General features: G+C 68.2%; 28 protein-coding genes. 16 read left to right on the forward strand and 12 right to left on the reverse strand.

What is annotated here, in order from left to right; translation table 11 throughout:
• Positions 1-2 precede the first annotated feature (2 nt).
• Positions 3-833, reverse strand: a complete 831-nt coding sequence (locus OG817_RS33595) for an oxidoreductase (protein ID WP_406048765.1) — start codon at positions 831-833, stop codon at positions 3-5.
• A gap of 87 nt (positions 834-920) precedes the next feature.
• Here OG817_RS33595 and OG817_RS33600 point away from each other — a divergent pair, with 87 nt between their 5' ends.
• The 3 genes from OG817_RS33600 (at position 921) to OG817_RS33610 (ending at position 3,587) form a co-directional block, all read left to right on the forward strand.
• Positions 921-1,472, forward strand: coding sequence for a TetR/AcrR family transcriptional regulator (locus OG817_RS33600; RefSeq protein WP_406048767.1), 552 nt, complete (start codon positions 921-923; stop codon positions 1,470-1,472).
• 261 nt (positions 1,473-1,733) lie between these two features.
• Positions 1,734-2,873 (forward strand): ROK family protein, encoded by a 1,140-nt coding sequence (locus OG817_RS33605; RefSeq protein WP_406048769.1) that lies wholly within the window; start codon positions 1,734-1,736, stop codon positions 2,871-2,873.
• A 36-nt stretch (positions 2,874-2,909) separates the two neighbouring features.
• The gene (locus OG817_RS33610) at positions 2,910-3,587 is read left to right on the forward strand and encodes a GNAT family N-acetyltransferase (RefSeq protein ID WP_406048771.1); all 678 of its coding nucleotides are present in this window, start codon (positions 2,910-2,912) and stop codon (positions 3,585-3,587) included.
• Here OG817_RS33610 and OG817_RS33615 read toward each other — a convergent pair.
• On the reverse strand, positions 3,531-4,073 hold the full coding sequence (locus tag OG817_RS33615; RefSeq protein WP_406048773.1) for a CGNR zinc finger domain-containing protein: 543 nt from the start codon (positions 4,071-4,073) through the stop codon (positions 3,531-3,533). The two genes, OG817_RS33610 and OG817_RS33615, sit on opposite strands and share 57 nt — an antisense overlap.
• 131 nt (positions 4,074-4,204) lie before the next feature.
• Here OG817_RS33615 and alr point away from each other — a divergent pair, with 131 nt between their 5' ends.
• The 3 genes from alr to OG817_RS33630 are packed head-to-tail and all read left to right on the forward strand — an operon-like array spanning position 4,205 to position 6,962.
• Complete coding sequence (gene alr, locus OG817_RS33620) at positions 4,205-5,341, forward strand: alanine racemase (RefSeq protein ID WP_406048775.1); 1,137 nt, start codon at positions 4,205-4,207, stop codon at positions 5,339-5,341.
• A complete protein-coding gene (locus OG817_RS33625) occupies positions 5,338-6,303 on the forward strand; it encodes a D-alanine--D-alanine ligase (protein WP_406048776.1) in 966 nt (321 codons plus the stop codon). The genes alr and OG817_RS33625 overlap by 4 nt, the downstream gene beginning before the upstream one ends.
• Entirely contained in the window at positions 6,300-6,962 is a 663-nt protein-coding gene (locus OG817_RS33630) for a M15 family metallopeptidase (RefSeq protein WP_406048778.1), read from the forward strand. Before OG817_RS33625 ends, OG817_RS33630 begins: the two co-directional genes overlap by 4 nt.
• On the opposite strand, the gene fdhD is transcribed toward OG817_RS33630, so the two are convergent.
• The 6 genes from fdhD to OG817_RS33660 form a co-directional block, all read right to left on the reverse strand.
• Entirely contained in the window at positions 6,905-7,756 is an 852-nt protein-coding gene (fdhD, locus tag OG817_RS33635) for a formate dehydrogenase accessory sulfurtransferase FdhD (protein WP_360442900.1), read from the reverse strand. The two genes, OG817_RS33630 and fdhD, sit on opposite strands and share 58 nt — an antisense overlap.
• Positions 7,744-9,000, reverse strand: a complete 1,257-nt coding sequence (locus OG817_RS33640) for a molybdopterin molybdotransferase MoeA (RefSeq protein ID WP_406048781.1) — start codon at positions 8,998-9,000, stop codon at positions 7,744-7,746. The genes fdhD and OG817_RS33640 overlap by 13 nt, the downstream gene beginning before the upstream one ends.
• Positions 8,997-9,215 (reverse strand): formate dehydrogenase subunit delta, encoded by a 219-nt coding sequence (locus OG817_RS33645; protein ID WP_406048783.1) that lies wholly within the window; start codon positions 9,213-9,215, stop codon positions 8,997-8,999. Before OG817_RS33645 ends, OG817_RS33640 begins: the two co-directional genes overlap by 4 nt.
• Positions 9,212-12,034 carry a formate dehydrogenase subunit alpha gene (fdhF, locus tag OG817_RS33650; RefSeq protein WP_406048785.1) on the reverse strand — a complete coding sequence of 941 codons (2,823 nt, stop codon included), beginning with the start codon at positions 12,032-12,034 and terminating at the stop codon, positions 9,212-9,214. The genes OG817_RS33645 and fdhF overlap by 4 nt, the downstream gene beginning before the upstream one ends.
• A gap of 76 nt (positions 12,035-12,110) precedes the next feature.
• On the reverse strand, positions 12,111-13,649 hold the full coding sequence (locus OG817_RS33655; protein WP_406048787.1) for a formate dehydrogenase beta subunit: 1,539 nt from the start codon (positions 13,647-13,649) through the stop codon (positions 12,111-12,113).
• Positions 13,646-14,140 (reverse strand): NAD(P)H-dependent oxidoreductase subunit E, encoded by a 495-nt coding sequence (locus OG817_RS33660; protein ID WP_406048789.1) that lies wholly within the window; start codon positions 14,138-14,140, stop codon positions 13,646-13,648. The genes OG817_RS33655 and OG817_RS33660 overlap by 4 nt, the downstream gene beginning before the upstream one ends.
• Before the next feature lie 125 nt (positions 14,141-14,265).
• On the opposite strand from OG817_RS33660, the gene OG817_RS33665 reads away from it, so the two are divergent.
• Positions 14,266-14,766, forward strand: a complete 501-nt coding sequence (locus OG817_RS33665; RefSeq protein WP_406048790.1) for an SRPBCC family protein — start codon at positions 14,266-14,268, stop codon at positions 14,764-14,766.
• A gap of 6 nt (positions 14,767-14,772) precedes the next feature.
• On the opposite strand, the gene OG817_RS33670 is transcribed toward OG817_RS33665, so the two are convergent.
• From OG817_RS33670 to OG817_RS33680, 3 genes are all read right to left on the reverse strand, one after another.
• On the reverse strand, positions 14,773-15,855 hold the full coding sequence (locus OG817_RS33670; RefSeq protein ID WP_406048792.1) for a TRAP transporter substrate-binding protein: 1,083 nt from the start codon (positions 15,853-15,855) through the stop codon (positions 14,773-14,775).
• Positions 15,856-16,052: 197 nt separating this feature from the next.
• Positions 16,053-16,475, reverse strand: coding sequence for a MerR family transcriptional regulator (locus OG817_RS33675; protein ID WP_396391213.1), 423 nt, complete (start codon positions 16,473-16,475; stop codon positions 16,053-16,055).
• Between the two features lie 34 nt (positions 16,476-16,509).
• Positions 16,510-17,562 (reverse strand): aminotransferase class V-fold PLP-dependent enzyme, encoded by a 1,053-nt coding sequence (locus OG817_RS33680; protein ID WP_406048794.1) that lies wholly within the window; start codon positions 17,560-17,562, stop codon positions 16,510-16,512.
• 110 nt (positions 17,563-17,672) lie between these two features.
• Between OG817_RS33680 and OG817_RS33685 the strand changes: the two genes are divergently transcribed.
• Positions 17,673-18,716, forward strand: a complete 1,044-nt coding sequence (locus OG817_RS33685; RefSeq protein WP_406048796.1) for an aldo/keto reductase — start codon at positions 17,673-17,675, stop codon at positions 18,714-18,716.
• A gap of 99 nt (positions 18,717-18,815) precedes the next feature.
• Here the strand turns inward: OG817_RS33685 and OG817_RS33690 are convergent, their stop codons facing one another.
• On the reverse strand, positions 18,816-19,235 hold the full coding sequence (locus OG817_RS33690; RefSeq protein ID WP_406048797.1) for a MarR family winged helix-turn-helix transcriptional regulator: 420 nt from the start codon (positions 19,233-19,235) through the stop codon (positions 18,816-18,818).
• Between the two features lie 61 nt (positions 19,236-19,296).
• Between OG817_RS33690 and OG817_RS33695 the strand changes: the two genes are divergently transcribed.
• The 8 genes from OG817_RS33695 (at position 19,297) to OG817_RS33730 (ending at position 25,973) form a co-directional block, all read left to right on the forward strand.
• Complete coding sequence (locus OG817_RS33695; protein ID WP_406048799.1) at positions 19,297-19,701, forward strand: VOC family protein; 405 nt, start codon at positions 19,297-19,299, stop codon at positions 19,699-19,701.
• Between the two features lie 64 nt (positions 19,702-19,765).
• Positions 19,766-19,972 (forward strand): hypothetical protein, encoded by a 207-nt coding sequence (locus OG817_RS33700; protein ID WP_360442868.1) that lies wholly within the window; start codon positions 19,766-19,768, stop codon positions 19,970-19,972.
• A gap of 55 nt (positions 19,973-20,027) precedes the next feature.
• Positions 20,028-20,228: a hypothetical protein gene (locus OG817_RS33705; protein ID WP_396391208.1), complete on the forward strand. Its 201-nt coding sequence runs from the start codon at positions 20,028-20,030 to the stop codon at positions 20,226-20,228.
• 62 nt (positions 20,229-20,290) lie between these two features.
• Entirely contained in the window at positions 20,291-21,301 is a 1,011-nt protein-coding gene (locus OG817_RS33710) for a LacI family DNA-binding transcriptional regulator (protein ID WP_406048800.1), read from the forward strand.
• A 73-nt stretch (positions 21,302-21,374) separates the two neighbouring features.
• A complete protein-coding gene (locus tag OG817_RS33715; protein ID WP_131361691.1) occupies positions 21,375-22,661 on the forward strand; it encodes an extracellular solute-binding protein in 1,287 nt (428 codons plus the stop codon).
• A gap of 15 nt (positions 22,662-22,676) precedes the next feature.
• Positions 22,677-23,621, forward strand: a complete 945-nt coding sequence (locus OG817_RS33720; protein WP_406048802.1) for a carbohydrate ABC transporter permease — start codon at positions 22,677-22,679, stop codon at positions 23,619-23,621.
• On the forward strand, positions 23,618-24,445 hold the full coding sequence (locus OG817_RS33725) for a carbohydrate ABC transporter permease (RefSeq protein ID WP_131511034.1): 828 nt from the start codon (positions 23,618-23,620) through the stop codon (positions 24,443-24,445). The genes OG817_RS33720 and OG817_RS33725 overlap by 4 nt, the downstream gene beginning before the upstream one ends.
• A gap of 28 nt (positions 24,446-24,473) precedes the next feature.
• Positions 24,474-25,973, forward strand: coding sequence for an alpha-N-arabinofuranosidase (locus OG817_RS33730; RefSeq protein ID WP_406048804.1), 1,500 nt, complete (start codon positions 24,474-24,476; stop codon positions 25,971-25,973).
• The last annotated feature ends 2 nt before the right edge of the window (positions 25,974-25,975 follow it).

Raw genomic sequence — 25,975 nt, forward strand, 5'->3', positions numbered from 1 at the left:
CGCTACATCGCGGTGCCGGTCAGCCGGCTGATCAACGCGTCGAAGGCGCGGTCCGGCAGGACGCGGCGAAGCGTGATCAGGGGTTTGGCGGCGAAGCCGGCGGTGTAGCGGGTTCGGGGACGGCGGGCGGTGACGGCTTTGCCGATGGCATCGGCGATGACTGTGGGCGGGGAGTTCCGGCGGGCATTGGCTTCGGAGCTCATCGAAGCAGCCATGGCGTCTGCTCGTTCGGCATAAGGACCGTCGGCGGAGACCTTGCGGAGGTTGCTCGCGGCAATGTCACCCCACTCGGTCTGGATGCTGCCCGGCTCGATCACGACCACCTCGATGCCGAAGGGCTTGGCCTCCAGGCGCAGGCAGTCACTGAGTGCTTCCAGTGCGAACTTCGTGCCGTGGTACCAACCTCCGAGCGGAGTGTAGATCCTGCCGCCCATCGAGCTGATGTTCACGATCGTGCCGCTCCGCTGCGCCCGCATCCCGGGCAGCACCAACTGGATCAGCCGGGCGGCACCGAACACATTCACCTCGAACTGGTACCGCGCCTCATCCAGCGGTACGTCCTCCACGGCGCCGTACGACCCGTAGCCGGCGTTGTTCACCAGTACGTCGATCCGCCCCGTCTCACTGAGGATGCGGTCGACCCCTGCGCGCAGCGAATCGTCGTCGGTGACGTCCATGGCGATCGTGCGGATGCCGTCGGCGGCCAGCTTCTCCATCCGGTCGACTCGGCGGGCGGCGCCGTACACGACGTACCCGAGGGCGTGCAGTTTCCGCGCGGTGGCCTCGCCGATGCCGGACGAGGCGCCGGTGACGAGGGCGATCCTGGCTGTCATGGCACTCCCAGGGGATAAGCTGAACGCTGGTTCACGCTTATCATGAACCAGCGTTCACGATATTGCAACGCCCAGCCGAGGAGGCCTATGAGCCCGCGCGCCGACGCGGTCCGCAACCGGACGAAGATCCTGGACGCCGCCCGGGAACAGATCACCCGGCACGGACCGGACGCCGGGATGGACCAGATCGCCGCGGCCGCCGAGGTGGCTGTCGGCACGCTGTACCGGCACTTCCCGAACAAGACCGACCTGGTCAGCGCAGTACTCACGGAGCATCTGGATCGCGTTGCGGACGACATCGAGGCGGCCCGGGAGCGGACGGCCGGCGGCGCCAAGGCGATGGACGAGATCCTCGGACTCGTCGAGCGCGTGCTGGAGGCATCCGCCACGGACCACGCGGTGAAGGCGGCGGCCCGCCTGCTCGGCGCTTATCCGACCGACGAGCTCGTCGAAGATCGCACCGGCACGGCCTTCGCGGAACTGATCCAGGCCGCCAAGGACGACGGAGATCTGCACGCCGATGTGACGGTCCAGGACTTCTATCTGCTGATCAACACAGCCCCCACCGACCAGCCTCCGGCGGTGCGATCCCGGTGGCTGACTCTGGTCCTCCCCGGCCTGACAACCCGCGGCCGCTGATCCGCCCGACGTTTTTATCCGTCCTGCGGGCGCTGGCCGGGGTTACTTTTCTGACAGCGTTGTCCCCGATCTTTTCCGGCCGGGTGGGGGCATACTTCGTAAAGAATTGGGTACGGCGCCGTCGGTGCGTTCACCATTTCGAGGGGTGTGGACACCTACACGACGTTGGGTTGATCTCGACGCCGGGGCTTGTGCGGCCAGAACCGCGGACCGGGTCACGTCCCGGCGTCCAGCCCCAGCATGCGCGGCTACCCTGTCGAAATGGGTGAGTGGCGTCCGCTGACCGGACCGTCGCGGCAGGTGGCGTTGGAGATCCTGCTCGACGGCCCGCTGTCGCGCGCCGAGTTGTCACGCCGCGTGGGCTTGTCGCCGGGCAGTCTGACCCGGCTGACCAAGCCGATGGTGGAGTCCGGCCTGCTGGTCGAGGTCGCCGGAGGACCGACGGACGCCCGTGTCGGCCGGCCGTCGCAGCCGCTCGATCTCGACCCTGGCGCACACCACTTCGTCGGCATCAAACTCACTGGCGACACGGCGATCGGTGTACTCACGACCTTGCGGGCCGAGGTGATCGCGAGTGCCGAGCGGCCATTGACCGATCCGACGCCATCCGCGGTGGCCGCGCTCGTTCTCGAGCTCACCGACGACCTCGCGGTCCAGGCGCCGGGACCGATCACCGGGCTCGGCGTGGCCCTCGGCGGCCGGGTGGCGAACAGTTCCGAGGTCCGTTGGGGGCCGTATCTGAACTGGGTCGACGTACCGTTCGGCGAGATCCTCGCCGCCCACACCAGTACGCCGGTCGTGATCGCGAACGACCTGGTCGCGTTGACCGAGGCGACCCACTGGTTCGGCGCGGGCCGCGGCATCGACCGCTTCGTGCTGCTGACGATCGGGGCCGGGGTCGGGTACGGGCTGATTGTCCACAATCGGATCGTGGACAGTCCGGACACGAGCATCGGCACCATCGGTCACTACCCCCTGCTGCCGGACGGACCCCGCTGCGATCGCGGGCACCGCGGCTGCGCGATCAGCCTGCTGTCAGTCAGCGCCATCACCGAACAGGTCGGTACTGCGCTCGGCCGGCCAGTCGACTACGAGGAATGCCTCGACCTCGCAGCCAAAGGCGATCCGGCCGCGAGCCAGGTGATCAGTCGCGCCGGCCGCGCGCTGGGCCGGCTGATCGCGGCGGCCGCGAACTTCACCCTGCCCGAACTCGTCGTCCTCGGCGGCGAGGGCGTCCGTCTGGCCGACGTCGCGCACGACGACCTGCTCGCCGGGCTCCACGCCGACCGGCATCCGTCCAGCGCGGAACTGCCGATGGTGCTCCAGCCGGCCGACTTCAGCGAGTGGGCTCGCGGCGGCGCGGTGGTCGCCATCCAGACCTTCGTGCTCGGACCCAAGTAACTGACTATCAAGCGATAAACAGTTACACTCCTCCGCATGGACGATCTCCTCAGGCGGTGGGTGGACGGCTGGCGGCGATGCCGTGGGCTCGAGCCGGCGATCGAGTACGACGATGCGTTCGCCGTCGTACTGCGGTTGCCCGGACGCGACCGAGAACTGTTCGCCCGTGCGGACGACGCAGCGGTCGTCGACCAGCTGGTGGCGCAAGCGTCCGAGGATGTCTGGCTGACTGTCACCACCCAGCACGGCGACGAGATCGCGCGGCGGCTTCGCGGGGCCGGATTGCAGACATTCGCCGAGCAGAAGGTCCTGATGTCGATCGATCTCGCCGATCACCCGCGGCCGGAGCCACCGACGTCGTACGAACTGACGACGGAGACCGACGGATCACTGGAGCACCTGCGGCTGCTGCACCACGGTGAAGTCGCGGCGCGCGGCATGGCGGCGATTGTCGACAATGATGCGGTGATTCATGACATCCACACCGATCCGGCCCATCGGCGGCGCGGACTCGGCAGCGTGGTGATGGGCGCCCTCAGCCGAAGAGCAATCGCCCGCGGCGCACGGACCGGTCTGCTGATGGCCACCACCGAAGGCGTTCACCTCTACACGAAGCTGGGCTGGTTGCCGGAAGCAACGATGGTGACAGCGACCGGGTCAGGCGGTGCGGGCCCGGTGGGCGGCGACCTTGGTGCGGTTCTGGCAGGCCGTTGAACAGAACCGCTGCGTGCGGTTCTTGGTCGCGTCCAGGAAGAGGTCGTCGCACCGCTCCGCCTCGCACCGGCGAAGGCGATGGACGTCGTCACTGCCAAGCAGCATCGCGACGGCGGTGGCGAACTCGGCCAGCCAACCCGTCGCCTCGGACGCGTCCGGACCGGCGAAGTGCAGATGCCACGGTGCGCCCTCGTCACGGACCAGCTGCGGCGCGGCCTTGGTTACCCGGAGTAAGTCGTTCACCAGCTCGACCGCCGGACCGACCTCCGGTAGTCGGCTGAGGGCGTCGTACAAGGTCTTGCCGCCGGAGGCGTACTCCGCGGGGTCCGGAGAGCCGACGCGGTTGGTGGTCAGCCGCAGCACACTGCCAACGGCTTCCGTAGAGGGCGTTGTCGCGGGCCGTCCCTGACGCCAGGCGGAGCCGAAAGTGTTCGCCAGCGCGATCGCCGCGAGGAGCGATGCCTTCAGGTGATCGGTGGCCTCCACTCATCCATTATGACGAGGCAGATCAGCCCAGGGCATGCCGACTCGTACTACCAGGGTCGTACACCCCGCCCGAGCAACATCGTTCCTTACTCCGATGATCCTGATGGTTGCCAGAAACAACAATGGCGGTCATGAACCTGGTTCAGTCTCGCCACCGCCCGGCGACACGTGGGATGGCCGGGCTTTCCGAGGCGGTCGTCGACCTCTCGGCTGTCCGCGACAACGTCCGGACCTTCCGGCGGCTCGTCCCGCAGGACGTGATGGCCGTGGTCAAGGCGGATGCTTTCGGCCACGGCGCCGTACCGGTGGCTCGGGCTGCGATCGAGGCCGGGGCGACCTGGATCGGTGTGGCCCGCGCCGAGGAGGCGCTGCAGGTGCGCGCGGGCGGACTGACCACTCCGATTCTCACCTGGCTGTACGACGCCGCGGAGCTGATGCTGCTCGGCGACGTCGACGTGGATGTGAGCGTCTCGACCATCGCGGAACTCCAGCGCGTCGCGTCGACCCCGTCCGTCCACTGCGTGCACCTCAAGCTGGACACCGGACTGCATCGGGCCGGCAGTGCACCTGACCAGTGGATCGAGCTCACCCGTGCGGCGGCGCATTACGAGGCGCTCGGCGCCGTCACGGTCCGCGGGATCTGGTCCCACCTCTCGCACGGCGACTCCGCCGACGCCGTGCAAAGCAAGAGGCAGCTTCAGCTCCTGCGGACCGGGGTGAGTCTCGCGCGACGGGCCGGTCTGCGGCCGAGCGTCGTACATCTGGCCAACTCGGCCGGTGCGATCACGCTGGACGCGCCGGACTGCGACCTGGTCCGGATCGGCGCCGGTCTGTACGGCATCGACGAGACAGGCATCGGGCTGCGGCCGGCGATGCGGCTGATGAGCAAGCTGGCCCAGGTACGCCGGATCCACGCCGGTGAAGGGGTTTCGTACGGCCACGACTACATCGCGCCGCGCGACACCACGGTCGCGCTGGTCCCACTCGGGTACGCCGACGGCATCCCGCGGGTCGCGGCCGGTCAGGCGAGCGTTCTCTGCCGGGGCGTCCGGATGCCCGTGATCGGGCGGATCGCGATGGACCAGTTCGTCGTCGACGCCGGTGACCTGGCACTCGAGCCGGGCGAACCGGTGACCGTCTTCGGCGACGGCTCCCAGGGTGAGCCGACCGCCAGGGACTGGGCCGGGTGGGCCGGCACCATCCCGCACGAGATCTACTGCGGCATCGGATCCCGGGTGCCCCGACGTTACGAGGAAGGCAACCGATGAAGGTCGCGGTAGTGATGGGCGGTGCGAGCCCCGAACACCAGGTCTCACTGGCGAGCGGCAGAGGTATCGCCAAGGCGGTCGAGATCCTCGGCCACACGGCGATCCCGCTGGTGATCGATGTCGAGGGCAACTGGGTCGACGGGCAGCACGAGGCGATCGAGATCCTGCAGGCCTGCGACATCACCGTCCCGGCCCTGCACGGCGAGGGCGGCGAGGACGGCACCCTGCAGGGATTCCTCAACCAACTGAAGGTCCCGTACGTCGGCAGCGGCGTCGCGGCGAGCGCGGTCGGTCTGGACAAGCACCTCACCAAGGCGGTCCTCAAAGCCCACGGCATCGCAGTCACTCCGGGCGTGACACTCAGCGGACCGGATCTCACCGACACCGAGGCCGCGATGCAGACGATCAAGGCGGCCGGCCTCGACTTCCCGGTCTTCGTGAAGCCGGGCAACGGCGGCTCCAGCTACGGCGTGACCCGGGCGACCGATCTGGTCTCGCTGGCGCAGGCGATTGCGGACGCCGCCGACCTCGATCCGCACGTACTGGTCGAACGGGAGATGGCCGGCCGGGAGATCGACCTGGCCGTGCTGCAGTTCCCCGACGGCCGGGTCGACACCGCGCCCGCGCTGGAGATCCACAGTGATCCGTCCCAACCGTTCTTCAACGCGACAGCCAAGTACGACAGCAGCGCCACGCGTTTCGTCGTACCGGCGCCGCTGGATGCTGCGTTGGCCGAGCGGCTGCGGCGTACGGCGATCGAGGTGTTCGAGGTACTGGGTTGTGAAGGGCTGGCCCGGGTGGACTTCTTCGTCCCGGCCGACGGCGAGCCGGTGGTCAACGAGATCAACACGTTCCCCGGGTTCACCCCGGCGTCGCAGTTCCCGCGGATGTGGGCGGCGGCAGGGATGAGCTACGCCGACGTGGTCGACACCCTGCTGCGGACGGCGGTAGCGAACGGATGACCGTCCTCCTGAGTGACGAGCGGATCACCACCATCCCCGTGGTGGAGACCGGCGAGCCGCTGGTCGACCTCTACACCCGTGGCATCTCGACGCCGAACCAGCAGTTCGCCCGCGAGAGCGTGGCCGACCGGCTGGCGGTGGCGGACACGTTCCTACCGGCGGGGATTCAACTGCACGTGGTGGAAGGGCTCCGGCCGATCGAGAGCCAGCAGGAGATCTACGACGGCTACCGGGCCGAGCTCGTTCGGCTGCACCCGGGCATCTCCGATCACGACGTCCACGTGCTCGCGAGCCGGTTCGTGTCCCCGGTCGAGGTGGCGCCGCACGTCGCCGGCGCCGCGGTCGACCTCACGCTGATCGGCGCACACGGCCCGCTCGACCTCGGTACGCCGATCGACGCGACACCCGAGCAGAGCAACGGCGCGTGCTTCTTCGACGCGACCAACATCAGCAGGGAGGCGCGGACGAACCGGGCGTTGCTGGCCGACGTACTGTCCGCGGCCGGGCTGGTGAACTACCCGACCGAGTGGTGGCACTGGTCCTTCGGCGACCGCTACTGGGCCTTCCTCGAAGAGCGCGGGGAGGCGCTCTACGGACCGGCTCACGCCGGTGAGGTGAGCCTTTCGGCCGCGGTCGTGATGCGGTCCGGGCGGGTGTAGACGTTCATGCTGCCGTTGCGGATGAAGCCGGCCAGGGTGATCCCGGCCTCCTCCGCCAGATCGACCGCGAGGGAGGACGGCGCGGAGACGGCGGCGAGGACCGGGATGCCCGCCATCACAGTCTTCTGCGCGAGCTCGAACGACGTACGCCCGGAGACGACCAGGATGCAGCCGGCGGCCGGGATCATGCCGCCAAGGACGGCCCAGCCGACGACCTTGTCGACGGCGTTGTGACGGCCGACGTCCTCACGTACGACGAGTAGTTCGCCGGTCGCCGTGAAGAGGCCGGCCGCGTGCAGGCCGCCGGTCCGGTCGAACACCTGCTGCTTGGCCCGCAACGCGTCGGGCAGTCCGGCGAGTACGTCGAATGGCACGGTCATCGGGTCGTCTGCCGGGGAGAACCGCGTCTTCACCCGGACTGCGTCCAAGGACGCCTTGCCGCAGACGCCGCAGGACGACGTGGTGTAGAAGTTGCGCTCTACACCGGCGAGGGGCGGCGGTACGCCGGGTGCGAGGCCGAGGTCGAGGACGTTGTAGGTGTTGCGGCCTTCGTCGTCGAAGGAGTCGCAGTACCGCGCTTCACGGATGTCGTCGACGCTACCGATCACGCCTTCGGTGTGCAGGAATCCATGAGCCAGCTCGACGTCGTGTCCGGGGGTTCGCATGGTGACGGCGAGAGGTTTGCCGTCGACGCGGATCTCCAGCGGTTCCTCGACGGCGATCGAGTCCGGGCGCTTCCGCTCGCCTCCCGGGCCGAGACGCAGTACTGGACGGCGGGCGATCACACGGCCCATGGGCGTGCTCCTGGATCGAGTGGCAGCAGTCTTGCGGCGATCGCTTCGGCTGGTCCGGGGTCGACGACTGCGAGCGCATCGGCTGCGGCTGGGCCACGGAGCATTGCGGATCCGCCATGCCCAACCGGTACGGCGCCGTACGGCTCGAGGCGGACCGGGACGAGGCGGGTGCTGCGGGGGTGGCACTGGAGGCCGCCGGGAATGGGGGTGAGCGTGAGGCTCGGGAGCGGGAGACCGCGCATGCGGAGGAGGGCCGAGACGCCGAGGGTGAGGAACGCGACCAAGGCGGCGAAGGGGTTGCCGGGGAGGCCGATGACCAGGCGGCCGTCGGGCAGCCGGGCAAGGGCTTGGGGGTGGCCGGGGCGGCAGGCGACGCCGTCGACGATCAGCTCGGCACCGAGGGCGGACAGCGCCGGGCGGAGGTGGTCGGCTGGGCCGGAGGCGGACGAGCCGGAGACGAGGATGAGCTCGGCGTCTGTTGTGTCGAGGGCGTTGATCAGGTCGGCGCCGGAGTCCGGGAGGTGCCTCACGGGCGCGGGCACGGCGCCGGCGCGGGTGATCAGGCCGGGGAGCATCGGGCCGATGGCGTCGCGGACCCGGCCCGATCCGGACGGTCCGCGGTGGACGAGTTCGTCGCCGGTGACGAGGGCGGCTACGCGTGGTTTCGGGATGACGGTCAGGCGGTTGAGTCCGACGGTTGCGGCCAGGCCGAGGACGGCCGGATCGACGGTGACGCCGGCCGGCAGGAGTTGTTCACCGGCCTTGCATTCTTCTCCGGCCCGCCTGATGTGCTTGCCTTCTTCACTGGGGCCGTCCAGGCGGTCGCCGAGCAACACGCTGTCCTCGGACCGCATCACCGAGGTCGCGTCCACCGGCACCGCGGCTCCCGTCACAATGCCGCAGGCCTCGCCCTCCTCCAACATCACGAGGTCGACGCACCTGATCCCCACGTGCCCGACCACGCGCCAGGGTCCGGTGCCCCGCACCGCAAACCCATCCATGGCCGAGCGATCCACCGGAGGCACGGCAACCGTAGAAACCAGCGGCGCGGCCAGCGTGAGCCCATCCGCGTCACTCAAACTCCGCGAGACCGCCCTCAGTGGCGTCCCCGCAGCATGAGCCACCTGCCGAGCAAAATCCCACGAAACCTCAGCCGGCCGCCCCCGAAGCTCACGGCCGGGATCCGAAACCTCAGCCCCGCCCTCTCCAAGCTGCTGGAGGGCTGGGTCGTGGTCTGTGGTCACTTGGTGGCCAACTGTTGGGCCGCTAGAGCGGCGATGGGGTCCAGGTCCTCGGCTCCGGATTGCACGTGGGCTACCAGGGCTGCCTTCATGCGCGGGTCCCAGACGGCGTTCATGTGGGTGGCGACGGCGGTGGCGGCGTCCGTCGGTGGGCGGTGGGCGAACTGGGCGGCGATCTCGTTCGCCAGCCGGACGTGCGGGGGCAGTCCGGCGCTCATCGGTTGCCGCCGGCAATGACAGGCTCGCGTTCGGCCCGGGTGGCCACCTGGTCGGGCAGCAGGTCGACCTGGACCGCGGTCACCTTGTACTCCGGGCAGTTCGTGGCCCAGTCGGAGTTGTCGGTGGTGATCACGTTCGCCCCGGTGACCGGGTGGTGGAACGTCGTGTAGCAGACCCCGACCGGCATCCGATCGGACAGCCTGGCCCGCAGCTCGGTCCGTCCGACCCGGCTCGACAGCGCGACTTGGTCGCCGTCCTCGATCCCGCGGACCTCGGCGTCGTGCGGATGCATTTCCAGGATGTCCTCCGGGTGCCAGGCGACATTCGCCGTACGACGGGTCTGGGCGCCGACATTGTATTGCGACAGGATCCGCCCGGTGGTGAGGATCAGCGGGAACTTCCGCGTCGACCGCTCCGTGGTCGGCACATACACGGTCTCCATGAACCGCCCCTTGCCGCGGGTGAACTCCTCCTCGTGCATGATCGGCATCCCGTTCGGGAAGGCCACGTTGCACGGCCACTGGATCGAGCCGACCTCGTCCAGCTTCTTGAACGAGACGCCCATGAACGTCGGCGTGGTCTGCGCGATCTCGTCCATGATCTGGCTCGCCGAGTCGTAGTGCATCGGGTAGCCCATCGCCTGGGCGATCTCGCAGACGATCTCCCATTCCTGCTTGCCGGTCTCCGGGGCCATGATCGGGCGAACCCGGTTGATCCGCCGCTCGGCGTTCGTGAACGTCCCGTCCTTCTCCAGGAACGATGTCCCCGGCAACAGCACGTGCGCGAACTTCGCGGTCTCGTTGACGAACAGGTCCTGGACGACGAGCAGATCCAGAGCACCGAGCGCCGCGAACACGTGCTGCGTGTTCGGGTCGGACTGCGCGATGTCCTCACCCTGCACGAACAGACCCCGGAACGATCCCTCGATCGAGGCGTCGAACATGTTCGGGATCCGCAGGCCCGGTTCGTTCAGCAGCGGCGTACCCCACAGCTTCTCGTAGACCTCGCGGACGCCGTCGTCGGACACGTGCCGGTAGCCCGGCAACTCGTGCGGGAACGAACCCATGTCGCACGAACCCTGCACGTTGTTCTGCCCGCGCAAGGGGTTCACCCCGACGCCGCGGCGGCCGATGTTGCCGGTCGCCATCGCGAGGTTCGCCATCCCCATCACCATGGTCGAGCCCTGGCTGTGCTCGGTGACGCCGAGCCCGTAGTAGATCGCGCCGTTGCCGCCGGTCGCGTACAACCGGGCCGCCGCGCGGATCTCCTCGGCCGGTACGCCGCTGATGTCGACCACCGCCTCGGGACTGTGCTCGGGCTGCGCGATGAACGACTCCCACGTCTCGAAGTCCTCGCACCGGTCCGCCACGAACGTGCGGTCGACCAGGTTCTCGGTGACCACGACGTGCGCGATCGCGTTGATGATCGCCACGTTCGTGCCGGGCGCGAGCCGCAGGTGGTGCGCGGCCTCGATGTGCGGTGAACGGACCAGGTCGATCCGCCGTGGGTCGATCACGATCAGCTTGGCGCCTTGCCGCAGCCGCTTCTTCATCCGGGACGCGAAGACCGGGTGGGCGTCGGTCGGGTTGGCGCCGATCACCAGGATCACGTCGGCCTCCTCGACCGACTTGAAGTCCTGGGTGCCGGCCGACTCGCCGAACGTCTGCTTCAGGCCGTACCCGGTCGGCGAGTGGCAGACCCGCGCACAGGTGTCCACGTTGTTGTTGCCGAAGACCGCGCGGACCATCTTCTGGACGGCGTAGACCTCTTCGTTGGTCGTCCGCGACGAGGTGATCGCCCCGATCGAGCCCGGCCCGTACTGCGCCTGGAGCTCGCGCAACCGCCGTGCGGTGAACGAGATCGCCTCGTCCCAGGAGACCTTGCGCCACTCGTCCGCGATCGTGTCGCGCACCATCGGCTCCAGCACCCGGTCCGGGTGGCTGGCGTACCCGAACGCGAACCGGCCCTTCACGCAGGAGTGGCCCTCGTTCGCGCCGCCGTTCTTGTACGGCACCATCCGCACCAACTCGTCGCCGCGCATCTCGGCCTTGAACGAGCAGCCGACACCGCAGTACGCACAGGTGGTGATGACGGACCGCGTCGGCATACCCAGCTCAACGACGGACTTCTCCTGCAGAGTCGCGGTCGGGCACGCCTGCACGCACGCGCCGCAGGACACGCAGTCGGACTCCATGAACGAGACGCCCGCACCGGCCGCGACCTTCGAGTCGAACCCGCGGCCCTCGATCGTCAGCGCGAGAGTTCCCTGTACTTCGTCACAGGCGCGGACGCACCGCGAACACGCGATGCACTTGGACGCCTCGAAGTCGAAGTACGGGTTGGAGGAGTCGGTCGGGAGGTCCAGGTGGTTCGCGCCGGCCTCGACCCCGGAGCCGTAACGGACCTCGCGCAGGCCGGTGACGCCGGCCATGTCCTGCAGTTCGCAGTCGCCGTTGGCCGAACAGGTCAGGCAGTCCAGCGGATGGTCGGAGATGTAGAGCTCCATCACGCCCCGGCGGAGTTTGCCGAGCCGTTCGTTCTGGGTTCGCACGGACATGCCGGGTGCCACCGGTGTCGTGCAGGAGGCCGGCGTACCGCGCACTCCGTCGATCTCGACCACGCACAGCCGGCAGGAGCCGAACGCCTCCAGGTTGTCGGTGGCGCACAGCTTCGGGACATCGACCCCGGCCTGCTTGGCCGCACGCATGACCGAGGTCCCGGGTGGGACGGTCACCGCGATTCCGTCGATGGTCAGTTCGACGGTGGCATCACCGGGGCGGGCCGGCGTACCGAAGTCGGGTTCCTTGAGCAGGCTCATCCGCGTCCTCGCTTCGCTCCGGGCGCGGATGAGGCACAAAGGGGGCTGTATTTGATGATGAACTCGCTTCGCTCGTTCATGCGCCGAAGTCCTTTCGGAAGTGACGGACGGCACTTTGTACCGGCATGGGTGTCAGCCCGCCCATCGCGCAGAGCGAGCCGTCGGTCATCAGTTCACACAGGTCGTCGAGCAGGACGAGGTTCTTCTGCCGGTCCTCACCGGCCACGATCCGGTCGATCGTCTCGACGCCGCGGACGGCGCCGACCCGGCACGGGGTGCACTTGCCGCACGACTCGGCCGCGCAGAACTCGAACGCGAACCGCGCCATCGAGGCCATGTCGACGGACTCGTCGAACACCACGATCCCGCCGTGCCCGACCATCGCACCGGCCGCCGCGAACGCCTCGTAGTCCATCGGCAGGTCGAACCGCTCGACCGGGAGGTACGCCCCGAGCGGGCCGCCCACCTGGACGGCCCGCACCGGGCGGCCCGACGACGTACCGCCGCCGAAGTCGTTGACCAGCTCGCCGAGAGTGATGCCGAACGCGGTCTCGACGATCCCGCCGCGGGCCACGTTCCCACCGAGCTGGAACACGCTCGTGCCGAGCGACCGGCCGGTCCCGTACGCCGCGTAGGCCTCGGCACCCTCGGCCAGGATCACCGGGACAGTTGCCAGCGACAACACGTTGTTCACCACAGTCGGACGGCCGAAAAGCCCTTCCAGGGCAGGGATCGGGGGCTTGGCCCGGACCTGTCCACGCTTGCCCTCGAGGCTCTCCAGCATCGAGGTCTCTTCACCGCAGATGTACGCGCCCGCCCCGACGCGGACGTGCAGATCGAAGGCGAACCCGGAGCCGAGGACGTCGTCCCCGAGCCAGCCCTCCGACCGGGCGATCTCGATCGCGGCCCTGAGCGTCGCCACCGCGTCGGGGTACTCGGACCGCAGGTACACGTATCCTTCCGAGGCCCCGACGGCGTACGCCGCGATCGTCATCCCCTCGATCAGCGTGAACGGATCGCCCTCGATCAGCATCCGGTCCGCGAACGTCCCGGAGTCGCCCTCGTCGGCGTTGCAGCAGACGAACTTGAGGTCGGACTCGGCGCCGAGCACGGTCCGCCACTTGATGCCGGTCGGGAACCCGGCGCCGCCACGGCCGCGCAGCCCGGAGTCCACCACCGTCTCCACCACCTCGGCCGGCGTCCTTGCCAGCGCCGCCCGCAGTCCGCGCATCCCGCCGTACGACGTGTACTCCTCGGCGGAGAGTGGATCGGTCACCCCGACCCGGCCGAAGGTGAGCCGTTGCTGCCTCTTCATCCACGGCAGTTCGTCAACGACGCCGAGGTGGGCGCCGATGTCGCGTCCGTCGCCGCTCAGCATCCCGGCCGCGAGCAGGCCATCGACATCCTCGGGCGCGACCGGGCCGTAGCCGACCCGGCCTTCGGCGGTCTCGACCTCGACCAGCGGCTCGAGCCAGAGCATGCCGCGCGAACCGTTGCGCACGACCTGCACGTCCTGCCCGTGCGCCGCGGCCGCCGCGGCGATCCGCTCGGCGACCTCGTCCGCTCCGACGGAGCGTGCGGCCGCGTCGCGCGGGACGTAGACACGGATCGTCATCGAGCCTCCCCGAGAAGCGCGTCAAGCCGTGCCGGTGTCACGCGACCGTGCAACTTCTCGCCGACCTGGACCGCGGGTCCGAGGGCGCAGTTGCCGAAGCAGAAGATCTCGGCGAGGGTGATCCGGCCGTCGTACGTCGTCTCTCCGAAACCGCAGCCGATGCTGCGCTTGGCGTGCTCGGCCAGATCAGCGGCACCGACTGATCGGCAAGCCTCCGCCTGACAGATCGCGACCGTCGTCCGCCCGGCCGGTGCCCGGCGGAAGTCCTTGTAGAAGGTGACCACGCCGTGCACCTCGGCGACGGCGATGTTGAGGACGTCGGCGACGACCGGGATGTCGGTCTGGTCGACGTACTCCAACTCCTCCTGGACGGCGTGCAGGATCGGGATCAGCGCCCCCCGGAGCCCACGCAGTTCGGTGGCTATCTCGCGTACTCGCTGGGCACGCCCGGGGACCGGGACGGGGGCTGCGGCCACGACCTCACTCGTCATGTATACAACATTCCGTCGCCAGCATCGCAGGGTCAAAGCAATGCTGCCTATCAGTCGATAGGCAGCGTCTATGAAGACCGTCGGCGAAATGTCGAGGCCGCTCGGGTGGGTACGACGTCCGGGGCATGAACGACTACGGAGTGACCGGTGCGAGCACCGAGGTCCAGGTGGTGTTGAGGGTTCCCGTCGAGCAGGTGTGGGCGGGAATCACGGCCGTCGATCGGTACGGCGAGTGGAGTCCGGAGTGTTACTACGGCGCCTGGCTCGCCGACAACCGGCTCGTCGCCGGGGCACGGTTCGAGGCGCGGAACAGATTCGCGGACGGGTTCGAGACGTACGTGACGTGCGTGGTCACAGTTGCCGACGAGCTGACCAGGTTCGGCTGGGACGTGTACGGCGACGAGGACGAGCCGTTCGCCCACTGGGAGTACGACCTGCGACCGGAAGGCTCGCAGACCCTGGTGCACCAGACCTTCGCCCACGGTCCCGGCGAGAGCGGCCTGCGGGTGGGCGTCCGCAACGACCCCACCCGCGCGGCGCACGTCATCCAGGGCCGGCTCGATCAGCTCGCCGGCAACATGCGCAGAACCCTCACCGCGATGGAGGCTGCCCTCCTTCCTGCCTGATCCCCGTCACGGACACGGATTTGCCAGGTCCTCCGGGGGGACCTGGATGGACTGCTTCAGGGTGCGGATGCGCTCGACCTGCGCCTGGGTCTTCGCATCCTTCGCCAGTTCGGCGTACACGGGCTGGACCGCCTTGGTCAGTGCCGCGAGATCCGCGGCGCTGGCCGTGACGATCTTTCCCCCGAGGTTGCAGAACGCCACGGCGTTGGCAGTCTCGGTGGTCCGGTTCGCGAGAACCCATTCCTGCAGGTCTTTCACTGCGGTCTGCAGGACCGACCGGTTGTCCTCCGACAACTCGGCGTACACCTCGGGGTTGATGACGAGGGTGTTCACCTTCTCGTTGAGGGTGACGTTCCCGGCCGCGGTGGACGGCGCCGGAAGTCCGCGGGCCAAGAGGAATCCCGACTCGACGCCTGCCATCGACCCGTCCTGGACGCCCTGGACGAAGCTGCTGTCGGTGAGGTCGACCGGCTTCCCGCCGAGCGCCCGGAAGGTCGCCTCGTTGAGCACGGAATGCGGTGTCCGGATGGTCTGGAGGTTGTAGTCCTCAACCCGCACCAGAGCGTGCCGGAACCCGAAGGTGTGGCGCGGGCTCTCCGGCAGCAGCGTCAGACCCGTGACGCCGGCCGCCTCGAGGCCCGACATCAACTCGGTGGACAGGTCGGAACTGGTGACGATCTTGTCGGCCAGCGCGTCCGACGTGACCAGGAACGGAGCATTGAGCGCACGGAACGAGGTCACGCCTTCGGCGTCCCAGGCTCTGGCCGGGACCATCCCCATTCCGAGTTGCTTCTCCTTGACCATCCGGGCGATCTTCTGGTCCCACTCGACGGATTCCTGCCCGGACGCCTGCCAGACCGGATAGATGAGCACTTCCCCGCCGGAGCCGACTCGGACCAGTTCGACCAGCTTCATGATCGCGATTCCGCCGGGCGAGTCCGGATCGTCGTCGGCCGTCCCGATCTGGATGGTCACCGGGCCCGCATCGGCCTCGGCCGTGGTCGCAGGTGCGTCCTTGCCGCAGGCCACCGCCGCTCCCAGCAGAGCCAGCACCAGCGTGAAAATCCCCAGGCGTCGTCGCGGATTCATGACTCCCCCACCCCCGACGGAGGCTTGGCCGCACTCGGCCGCGCATTTCCGATGCGCTGTCGATACCCACCGTCACATCGGCCCGCTCTGCGGGCCGGTCGCGGGGGCGCTGAGCTACGCCGACCGTCACTCTCCACAGTCGCACGACTCAGACCCCTCCACCACCTCCGCCCGTCAGGGAACGGCCTTGCTGGGGCTCAGGAGGCAGCTGAGGCGTCGGTGGGTCCGGGGGCTACCCAGAGGCAGTCGGCGGTGCCCTCGTCGAGACTCTCGGTGTAGATGTCGACCTTGTGGGTGATCACGTTCAAGCACTCGTTGAGTTCCTGGATCTGCGCGCTGACGTAGTCCTGGTGGCTGCGGAGCAACGCCAGGCGGTCCTGCTCGTTGCCCGGCCCTTGACGCACCAGGTCGGTGTACTTGCGGATCGTGTCGAGCGGCATGCCGGACGAGCGGAACTTGATGCACATGTCCAGCCAGTCGACGTCGTCCTCGGTGTAGACGCGCCGGCCGTTCGACTCCCGCCGGACCGGGTCCGCGAGCAGCCCCTCCCGTTCGTAGAACCGCAGCGCGTGCACACTCAGCCCGGTCCGCTCCGCCACCTGCCCGATGCTCAGCCCCATGGGCCGCACCATAACCCGGCAGCTAGACCCACAACTACCTGTTAAGCATTGGCTTCAAAGCTGTCAGGGCCTGATGTACGTCGGCTTGCGTGGAGTAGATGTGGAAGGACGCGCGAAGCTTGCCGTCGCGGACGGCAGCCCGGATACCGGCGGCCGCGAAGGCGTCCTCGGCTCCGGAGATTCTGGTGCTGACGATCGCGCTGTTCGACGGCGGCAGACCGAGGCCGGCACGGAACTCGTTCGCCAGGTCGACGTTGTGGCGGTTGATCGTCTCGACGCCGATCTCCTCGACCAACTCGAGCGCCGGTGCGGCACCGACGAAGCAGAACCAGGCCGGCGACTGGTCGAACCTGCGCGCGCCGTCGGCGAGGTCCATCCGGGTCCCGTAGTACGAGCTGTGCACGTCCTGACCGGCGTACCACCCGGCGGCCACCGGGCGGCACCGCTCCTGGAGTCGCGGCGAGAGGTAGCCAAGCGTCGCACCGCGCGGCGACATCAGCCACTTGTAGGTGTGCGCGACGAGTACGTCGATGTCGTCCACGGTCAGCGGCAGCCAACCGAGCGCCTGGCTCGCGTCGATCGCCACGAGCGCACCGACCTTCTTGCTCGCGGCAACCACCGCGGGCAGGTCGAGGACGGCACCGGTCGACGACTGGACCGCACTCACCGCGACCAGGTCGACACCTGTTCGGATCGCCGCGACCAACTGGTCTCCTGGTACGCCGGCAACCTCGATGCCACGGTCCTCGTGCACCTTCCACGGGAAGACGTTCGACGTGAACTCGACGTCGTCGGTGAGAACCTTCGCGCCATCCGGAAGGGCGGCCGCGATCGGGGCCAGCGCCGCCGAGACCGTACTGCCGACGAAGACATCCCGTACGTCGGCTCCGACCATGCGCGCGAACGACTCCCGCGAACGGGTCGTGGACTGGTCCCAGGGCTCCCAACTCGTGGCGCCGACCCGCCAGTCGGACAGCACGGCCTGCAACGCCTCCCAGGCCGGCCTCGGCGGCAATCCGTAGGAGGCCGTGTTCAGCCAGCCCGGCTCCGGATCCCACAACCCCGCGAACTCGTCGACACCGCCCACGTGCACTCCTCAGCTTGGCTCTCCGACCACCTTATGCGGGGCTTGACCTAGACAGCGGTCTAGCTCCTAGCCTCCGGGACATCGAGTCACGACACAGGAGGCGTTCGTTCATGCGTTATCGCACGTTGGGTGGGACCGGGATCGAGGTCAGTGTGCACTGCCTCGGAACCATGATGTTCGGTGCCGTCGGCAACCCCGACCACGAGGACAGTGTCCGGATCATCCAGACCGCGCTCGACCGGGGCATCAACTTCGTCGACACCGCGGACATGTACTCCACCGGCGAGTCCGAGGAGATCGTCGGCAAAGCCCTGAAGGGGCGCCGGGACGACGTCGTACTGGCGACCAAGGTGCACTTCCCGCTGCACGACGGGAGCCGCAATCAGAGCGGGAACTCGCGCCGGTGGATCACGCGGGCGGTCGAGGACAGCCTGCGTCGGCTCGATACCGACTGGATCGATCTGTACCAGGTCCACCGGCCGGATCACAGCACGGACATCGAGGAAACACTGTGGGTGATGAGTGATCTCGTCTCCCAGGGGAAGATCCGCGCGTTCGGGTGCTCGGCGTTCCCGGCCGAGGAGATGGTGGAGGCGTACCACGTCTCGGAGCGGCGTGGGTACGGGCGTTTCCGCACCGACCAACCGCCGTACTCGATGATCAGCCGCGGGATCGAGCGCTCGGTGCTGCCGACCTGCCGGCGGCTGGGCATGGGCGTGCTCACCTACAGCCCGCTGGCGTGGGGCTTCCTGTCCGGCAAGATCCGCAAGGACCACCCGATCGACCTCACCACTGGCCGCGCAGCCCTTGCACCGCATCGTTTCGACCCGTCACTGCCCGCCAACGCCGCGAAGTACGACGCTGTCGAGCGGCTGATGGAAGTTGCCGAGGGCATCGGAGTCACGCTCCCGGAGCTGGCGCTGTCGTTCGTCACCACGCACCCGGCGGTCACCTCGGTGATCAACGGCCCGCGCACGATGGACCAACTGGAAGGCCTGCTGAAGGCCGCCGACCTCATCCTTGACGACGCCGTCCTCGACCAGATCGACGAGATCGTCCCACCCGGCACCGACCTCTACGAAGCCGACGCCGCCTGGCAACCCCGGTCGCTGACGGATCTCGCGCAGCGCCGTCGGCCGGCCGCGGACCGGTGAGGTGCGGACCGCCAGGCCATCACAATCCGCGGCTCGGGAGGCGTGCCCAGCGCAACTCGGTGTCGCCGGGCACATTGTGATGGCCTGGCGGTCCGGGCATCAGCGCGTACGGATCTTCGTCACCAGCGCGTGCAGGGTCGCGCGCTCGGCCGCGGTGAGCGGCTGCAGCGTCGTCTGCTCCACTTCACGCACCGCCTTCCGCGCGGTGGTGAGTGCAGTCCTCCCCCTGGCGGTGAGGGTGATCCGGTAGCGGCGGCGGTCGGCCGGGTCGCGCTCTCGCTGGACCATCCGCTTCTCGATCAGCGCGTCCATCAAGCGGACCATGTCGGCGGTGTCCATACCGAGTGCGGCAGCGAGCGCGTTCTGCGCCGACGGGCCGAGCTCGGCCAGCTCCGCCAGGGCGGCGTACTCCCACAACGTGAGGCCGGGGCGCTCGGCCAGCCGATCGGCGATCGCGCGCCGGCCGGCCACCGCCACCTTGTGCAGCACGAAGGTGGTCGTCCCACTGAGCGTCTCCATCGCGCTATTGTAGGCTCGAACCAACTGTTGGTTGTTCCCAACTAATCGGAGATGCTCACCCATGGACGCGCTCTACCCGCGGCTGCTGGTCCGCGACTTCCCGGCCGCCGTCGACTTCTACCGGCCAGCACTAGCCGAGCTGTACGGCGTTCAGCCGGTCAAGGTGATCCCCGAGGCGCAGTACGCGAACTGGGATCTGGACGGCCAAACCGGCCTGGTGCTGTTCGGACGGGCGATGATCGCGAGCACGATCGGCACCGCCGCCTTACCGGCCGATGTGGAGTCCCAGGACGCGTCGATGCTGGTGCTGAAGGTCGACGCCGTGGACCCGGCGGCCGAGGTTCTCGAGAAGCTCGGCGCCGTGGTTCTGACACCTCCACAGGACCGCCCGCAGTGGGGCCCGAACCTCCGCACCGCCCACCTCCGCGCCCCCGAGGGCACCCTGCTCGAACTCCAGTCGTACTGACGCACTTTTCGATCGTTGGAAATCGGGAACCGGGGTTTGGTAATCGGAAGAAAGAGTGAGGTCGATGGCACCCCTGCCGCAGTCCATCCGCAACGCCGCGGAACCCTGGACAGCACAAGAACTCAGCAAGCTCAAGGCACTCGCCGCAGAGAACCTGCCACCCTCGGTGATCGGTCTCCGGCTCGGCCGGCCGGAGGGAGCGATCCTCAGCAAGGCGCTCCAGACCGGTATCACGCTCACCCCGCTGAACCGCCCGCCGTACGGCACCTGATCCGGGGCCCGTCGACGTACCGTGGAGGTACGGGGACGATCCCAGGGAGGGTGTCATGAGTTTCGACAGGCCCGGCGTGCCGCATTCCGGCCACGAGATGGACCCGAATATCGACCAGGATCTGGTCGAAGAGGGTGTCGAACTGACCAATCACGAGCCGGACATCCCGGACCACCCGGGCGGTCCCTCGGCCGGTCCGCAGCCGAACCCGCCCCGGCGCCCACCGCACGAAGTGCCGCCGTCGACTGACGACTGAGCGGTCCGGGCGGTCGCGTGCAATACCGTGTGTGCCCATGACCAGTGGTTGGGGGTGACGGCATGGCGGTGACGATGCGTGACGTGGCCCGGCAGGCCGGGGTGTCACCGAAGACCGTGTCCAACGTGATGAACGGGTACCCGTACATCCGTGAGGAGACCCGGACCAAGGTGCTCGCCGCGATCGATTCGCTCGGCTACCAGATGAACATCTCGGCCCGGAACCTCAAGTCCGGCCGGACCGGCATCATCGGCCTGGCCGTGCCCGAGCTCAGCCTGCCGTACTTCGGCGAGCTCGCGGACGCGGTGATCGAGGCCGCGGAGCTGCACGGCCTGACTGTGATGATCGAGCAGACCGGCGCAGACCGCGACCGCGAGCTGACCGTGATCAAGCGGCCGCGCGGTCACTTGGTCGACGGTCTGCTGTACAGCCCGCTCGGCCTCGGGCAGGAAGACATCGGGCAGCTGACGACGTCCGCACCGATGGTCCTGCTCGGCGAACGCATCTTCCACAGCCCGGTCGACCACGTGATGATCGACAACGTGGCCGGGACCAAGGCCGCGGTCGAACACCTGCTCCAACTCGGCCGCCGCCGGATCGCCGTCCTCGGCGTCCACCCCGGCGAGAAGGTCGGCACCGCCGCCATCCGGTACGACGCGTATGCCGAGGCGCTCACCGAGCACGGCGTACCGGTGCCGGAGGAGCTCGCCTTCCACGCGGGCAAGTGGCACCGCTCGACCGGCGCCGAGGCAACCCAGGCTCTGCTCGCCTCCGGCCGGAAGTTCGACGCCGTCCTCGCCCTCAACGACACCCTCGCCCTCGGTGCGATCCGGACCCTCACCAAGCACGGCCTGCGCGTCCCGGACGACGTCGCCGTCGCCGGCTTCGACAACATCGACGAGGCTCAATACAGCACGCCGACCCTGACCACCGTCGACCCCGGCCGCGCCCAGATCGCCCGCACCGCAGTCGACCTCCTCGTCCGCCGCATGAAGGGCGACAACTCCGAACACGAGGAGATCGTCGCGCCGTACAAGCTCCACACCCGCGAATCCACCCTCGGCACCACCTGAGCCCTTGACGGTCCCAAAGCACCCGGGCATCATCTCTACACCGATGTAGTACACCGATGTAAAGTAGGCTCGCATGCTTGACGACCGCCCTCCTCGTCCACGGCGCAGAGCAGTACTAGGTGGCATGCTCGGCGCCCTCGCGCTCACCGGTTGCGGCAGCCTCGGGTCCCGGCCGCGGGTCCGGGAATGGAATCTGTTCGGCGGCGGTGACGGCGCCCGCCTGCTGCAGATCCATCAGCAGTACGTCGCCGAGCACCCCGACGTCGACTTCGAGGCGCACACGCTCGCCTGGGGTCCGCCGTTCTACACGAAGCTCGCGATGTCGGCGGCCGGCGGCCGCGCGCCAGAGGTCGCAACCCTGCATCTGTCCCGGCTGAAGGGATTCAGCCCGACCACGATGCTCGATCCGATCCCGGTCGACCTGCTCGAGGAGGCCGGCGTCCGCGAGTCCGACTTCCTGCCGGCGACGTGGAACCGCTGCATCGTCGACGGGAAGTTGTACGCCGTACCGCTCGACCAGCACCCGTTCGTCCTCTACTACAACACCGACGTCTGCAAGAAGGCCGGTCTGCTCGGCCCGGACGGCAAGATCAAGCCGGTCAAGGGCGTCACCGAGTTCCTCGACCTGCTCAAGGCGGTCAAGGAGACCACCGGCAAGTACGCCGCCTCGGTCGAGACCACGAACCCGTGGCGAATCTGGTGGACTCTCTACGGCCAACTGGAAGGCAAGTTCTTCAGCGACGACGGCACGCGGCTCGTCCTGGACGACGCCAAGGCGCTGGAAGCCCTTGAACTGATGGCGAAACTCGCCACCGACGGACTCACTCCGAAGTCGTCGAACTACGCCGCCCTGGTCGCCCAGTTCACCAACGGCGACGCGGGCCTGAGCTTCAACGGTGAGTGGGAGGTGACGACGTACCAGACCGCGAAGACGCCGTTCAGCATGGCGCCGTTCCCGGTCGTGTACGACGTACCGAGTTTCGCCGGGGACTCGCACACGTTCGTGCTGCCGCACCAGGCCAACCGGAACAAGGACGACACCAAGGCGACGATCGAGTACATCGCCTGGATCCTCAAGCACAGTGCGGACTGGGCAGCCGGCGGCCACATCCCGGCGTACCAGCCGGTGGCGAAGAGCCAGAAGTACCTGGACCTCAAGCCACAGGCGGAGTACCGCAGTGTCGCGCCGGATGTGCTCTACGACCCGGACGGCTGGTTCAGCGGTTCGGGAGCGCAACTGGAGAACGAGGCCGGAGCCGCGTTCAGCGGAGTGTTCTCCGGCCAGGCGACCCCCAAGGCGGCGCTCGCGCAGTTCAAGGCCGCCACCCAGAAGTTGCTCGACACCCCGTCCCCGGTCTGACAGGAGGTCACGCTCATGGCCGTACAGACACAACCTCAGGTCACCACGACCACACCGCGCACCGCGGCGAAGCCGGCGACGGGACAGCCCTGGAAGGAACGCTGGGGCGGGCTGTTCTTCGTCGCGCCGTTCCTGCTGCTGTTCGCCGTCTTCATGATCTGGCCGATCATCTCCGGGCTGTGGAACAGCTTCTTCAACACCAGTCTCGCGGGGGTCAAACAGGAGTTCCTCGGGCTGCAGAACTGGCGGGAGATGTTCGGCGATCCGGCCGTCTGGTCGTCGCTGAAGAACACCCTCGTCTTCACCGCGATGAGTACTCCACCACTGGTCGTCATCGCACTGGTGATGGCCCTGCTGGCGAACCGCAAAGGCCTGCTGGGCTGGCTGTTGCGGTTCTCGTACTTCGCTCCGTTCGTCCTGCCGGCGACAGTCGTGACGCTGATCTGGGTGTGGATCTATCAGCCCGGGTTCGGCCTGGTGAACGGGCTGCTGACGGCCGGCGGGTTCGCTGAGATCGACTGGCTGAACACCGAGAACCGGGCCATGCTCGCCGTGGTGATCACGACCGTCTGGTGGACGGTCGGATTCAACTTCCTGCTCTATCTCGCCGCCCTGCAAGGGATTCCGGCCCAGGTGTACGAGGCGGCCGCGATCGACGGCGCGGACGGCCGGCAGCAGTTGTTCCGGATCACGCTCCCGCTGCTGAGCCGGACCACCGGACTGATCGTCGTACTGCAACTGGTGGCGTCGTTGAAGATCTTCGACCAGATCTACCTGATGACCAACGGCGGGCCGAACTTCGCGACCCGGCCGATCATCCAGTACATCTACCAGAACGGCTTCACCAACTACCGGATCGGCTACGCGTCGGCGATCTCGTACATGTTCTTCGCGGTCATCGTGGTGGTCGCGGTGCTGCAGTTCAGACTGTTCTCCGGCCGGAAGGAGGCCGACCAATGAGGACGACGTGGACCTTCCCGAAGGTGGCGACCATCGTCGGTGCGGTGCTGCTGGCCGTGCTCTGGCTGGTTCCGTTGCTCTGGGCCCTCGACACCTCGCTCAAGCCGGAACCGGAGACGACCCGGTCACCGATCACGTGGTTGCCGGCAGCGCCGACCATGGCGGCGTACAGCAGCGTGCTCGACCAGGGCGACCTGATTCGCTGGTTCTTCAACAGCACCGTCGTGTCGGTGCTGGTCACCGGGCTGACCCTGGTCGTCTCGGTACTGGCGGCGTTCGGCTTCTCCCGGACCAGGTTCCCCGGCCGCCGAGTGCTGTTCGGCCTGATCATCGCCGGCATCCTGGTCCCGCCGCAGGTGCTGATCGTGCCGCTGTTCCAGGAGATGACCGGGCTCGGTCTGGTCGACACCTACTGGGGCATCGTGTTGCCGCAGGTGGTCGCGCCGGTGATGGTGTTCGTGCTGAAGAAGTTCTTCGACGGCATCTCCCGCGACTACGAGGACGCCGCCCGGGTGGACGGCGCGACCCGGTGGCGGATCGTCTGGAGCGTGATGGTGCCGATGTCGCGGCCGATCCTCGTTGCCGTCGGCATCTTCACGTTCATCGGGGCCTGGAACAACTTCCTCTGGCCGTTCATCGTGACCACCGACCCGTCGATGATGACGATCCCGGTCGGACTCGCCAACGTGCAGGGCTCCTACGGCCTGCGCTACGCCCAGATCATGGCGTCCGCCGTGCTGGGCGGACTTCCCTTGCTGATCGTCTACGCCCTGTTCCAGCGCCATGTGGTGCGTGGGGTGGGCGACGCCGGCATCAAGGGATGACCTCACCTCTCACGACTGGAGCCATCTGGTGACCTCTGCCCGCATCATCATCGACCCCGCGTTCACGGTTGCCCCGGTTAACCGGCGGACCTTCGGCACCTTCGTCGAGCACATGGGCCGCTGTGTCTACACCGGCATCTATGAGCCCGGGCACGCGACCGCCGACGAGGACGGCTTCCGCAAGGACGTCCTCGAACTGACCCGGGAGCTCGGGGTGTCGGTGGTCCGCTACCCCGGCGGCAACTTCGTCTCCGGCTATCGCTGGGAGGACGGCGTCGGCCCGCGCGAGGGCCGGCCGCGCCGGCTCGACCTGGCCTGGCACAGCGTCGAGACGAACGAGTTCGGCCTGGACGAGTTCATCCGCTGGTGCGCCAAGGCCGGGGTGGAGCCGATGATGGCGCTGAACCTCGGCACCCGCGGCGTACAGGAGGCGCTCGACCTGCAGGAGTACTCGAACCACCCAGGTGGGACCGCCCTGTCCGATCTGCGTGAACAACACGGCGCGTCGCCGTACGGCGTCAAACTGTGGTGCCTGGGCAACGAGTTGGACGGGCCGTGGCAGATCGGGCACAAGACCCCGGCCGAGTACGGGCGACTCGCGGCCGAGACGGCACGGACGATGCGGATGATCGAGCCCGATCTGGAGCTGGTCGCGTGCGGTTCGTCGTCGTCGCAGATGCCGACCTTCGGCACCTGGGAGCGTGAGGTGTTGCGGGAGACGTACGACTTCGTCGACCACATCTCCTGCCACGCGTACTACGGCAACGACGACGGCGACACGGCGTCGTTCCTGGCCTCCGCGGTGAACATGGACCGCTTCATCGACGCCGTCACGGCAACCGCGGACCACGTGGGTGCGGAACTCAAGAGCAGCAAGCGGATCGGCATCTCGTTCGACGAGTGGAACGTCTGGTACAAAGACCGCTCGCGGCGGACCGACGGACCGCACGACCAGTGGGAGGTCGCACCGCGCCGGATCGAGGACGAGTACAACGTCACCGACGCCGTTGTCGTCGGCAACCTCCTGATCTCGCTGCTGCGGCACAGCGACCGGGTCGCCGTCGCCTGCCTGGCGCAGCTGGCGAACGTGATCGCGCCGATCATGACGGAGCCGAACGGCCCGGCCTGGCGGCAGCCGACGTTCCACCCGTTCGCGATCACGTCACGGCTCGCGGCCGGCCAGGTGCTGCGGCTGGAGACCGACTCGCCGACCGTCAGCACCGCCAAGTACGGCGACGTCCCGGCCGTCGACGCGGTCGCGACGTACTCCGAGGGCGAACTGGCGGTCTTCCTGGTCAACCGCTCGTCCGAGGACACGGTCGACGTCACCGTCGACGTCAGCCGCTCCGGCGTCAGCACGATCGAGGAAGCCGTGATGGTGCACGACGCCGATCCGCTGGCCACCAACTCCGCCGAGCACCCCGACCGCATCACCCCCCAACCAGTCGATTCCAGCCTCCAGGACGGCCGGCTGACCGTCACCCTCCCGGCCATCAGCTGGGTTGCCCTAAGGCTGTCGACCGACTGAGG

This window comes from Kribbella sp. NBC_00889 (assembly GCF_045207705.1).
GTDB lineage: Bacteria > Actinomycetota > Actinomycetes > Propionibacteriales > Kribbellaceae > Kribbella.

What these genes read in the sequence shown, in the direction of transcription:
- OG817_RS33595 (WP_406048765.1), bottom strand. Translation starts at nt 833, where the DNA reads ATGACAGCCAGGATCGCCCTCGTCACCGGCGCCTCGTCCGGCATCGGC.
- OG817_RS33600 (WP_406048767.1), top strand. Translation starts at nt 921, where the DNA reads ATGAGCCCGCGCGCCGACGCGGTCCGCAACCGGACGAAGATCCTGGAC.
- OG817_RS33605 (WP_406048769.1), top strand. Translation starts at nt 1,734, where the DNA reads ATGGGTGAGTGGCGTCCGCTGACCGGACCGTCGCGGCAGGTGGCGTTG.
- OG817_RS33610 (WP_406048771.1), top strand. Translation starts at nt 2,910, where the DNA reads ATGGACGATCTCCTCAGGCGGTGGGTGGACGGCTGGCGGCGATGCCGT.
- alr (WP_406048775.1), top strand. Translation starts at nt 4,205, where the DNA reads ATGAACCTGGTTCAGTCTCGCCACCGCCCGGCGACACGTGGGATGGCC.
- OG817_RS33625 (WP_406048776.1), top strand. Translation starts at nt 5,338, where the DNA reads ATGAAGGTCGCGGTAGTGATGGGCGGTGCGAGCCCCGAACACCAGGTC.
- OG817_RS33630 (WP_406048778.1), top strand. Translation starts at nt 6,300, where the DNA reads ATGACCGTCCTCCTGAGTGACGAGCGGATCACCACCATCCCCGTGGTG.
- fdhD (WP_360442900.1), bottom strand. Translation starts at nt 7,756, where the DNA reads ATGGGCCGTGTGATCGCCCGCCGTCCAGTACTGCGTCTCGGCCCGGGA.
- OG817_RS33645 (WP_406048783.1), bottom strand. Translation starts at nt 9,215, where the DNA reads ATGAGCGCCGGACTGCCCCCGCACGTCCGGCTGGCGAACGAGATCGCC.
- fdhF (WP_406048785.1), bottom strand. Translation starts at nt 12,034, where the DNA reads ATGAGCCTGCTCAAGGAACCCGACTTCGGTACGCCGGCCCGCCCCGGT.
- OG817_RS33655 (WP_406048787.1), bottom strand. Translation starts at nt 13,649, where the DNA reads ATGACGATCCGTGTCTACGTCCCGCGCGACGCGGCCGCACGCTCCGTC.
- OG817_RS33660 (WP_406048789.1), bottom strand. Translation starts at nt 14,140, where the DNA reads ATGACGAGTGAGGTCGTGGCCGCAGCCCCCGTCCCGGTCCCCGGGCGT.
- OG817_RS33665 (WP_406048790.1), top strand. Translation starts at nt 14,266, where the DNA reads ATGAACGACTACGGAGTGACCGGTGCGAGCACCGAGGTCCAGGTGGTG.
- OG817_RS33670 (WP_406048792.1), bottom strand. Translation starts at nt 15,855, where the DNA reads ATGAATCCGCGACGACGCCTGGGGATTTTCACGCTGGTGCTGGCTCTG.
- OG817_RS33675 (WP_396391213.1), bottom strand. Translation starts at nt 16,475, where the DNA reads ATGGGGCTGAGCATCGGGCAGGTGGCGGAGCGGACCGGGCTGAGTGTG.
- OG817_RS33685 (WP_406048796.1), top strand. Translation starts at nt 17,673, where the DNA reads ATGCGTTATCGCACGTTGGGTGGGACCGGGATCGAGGTCAGTGTGCAC.
- OG817_RS33690 (WP_406048797.1), bottom strand. Translation starts at nt 19,235, where the DNA reads ATGGAGACGCTCAGTGGGACGACCACCTTCGTGCTGCACAAGGTGGCG.
- OG817_RS33695 (WP_406048799.1), top strand. Translation starts at nt 19,297, where the DNA reads ATGGACGCGCTCTACCCGCGGCTGCTGGTCCGCGACTTCCCGGCCGCC.
- OG817_RS33700 (WP_360442868.1), top strand. Translation starts at nt 19,766, where the DNA reads ATGGCACCCCTGCCGCAGTCCATCCGCAACGCCGCGGAACCCTGGACA.
- OG817_RS33705 (WP_396391208.1), top strand. Translation starts at nt 20,028, where the DNA reads ATGAGTTTCGACAGGCCCGGCGTGCCGCATTCCGGCCACGAGATGGAC.
- OG817_RS33710 (WP_406048800.1), top strand. Translation starts at nt 20,291, where the DNA reads ATGGCGGTGACGATGCGTGACGTGGCCCGGCAGGCCGGGGTGTCACCG.
- OG817_RS33715 (WP_131361691.1), top strand. Translation starts at nt 21,375, where the DNA reads ATGCTTGACGACCGCCCTCCTCGTCCACGGCGCAGAGCAGTACTAGGT.
- OG817_RS33720 (WP_406048802.1), top strand. Translation starts at nt 22,677, where the DNA reads ATGGCCGTACAGACACAACCTCAGGTCACCACGACCACACCGCGCACC.
- OG817_RS33725 (WP_131511034.1), top strand. Translation starts at nt 23,618, where the DNA reads ATGAGGACGACGTGGACCTTCCCGAAGGTGGCGACCATCGTCGGTGCG.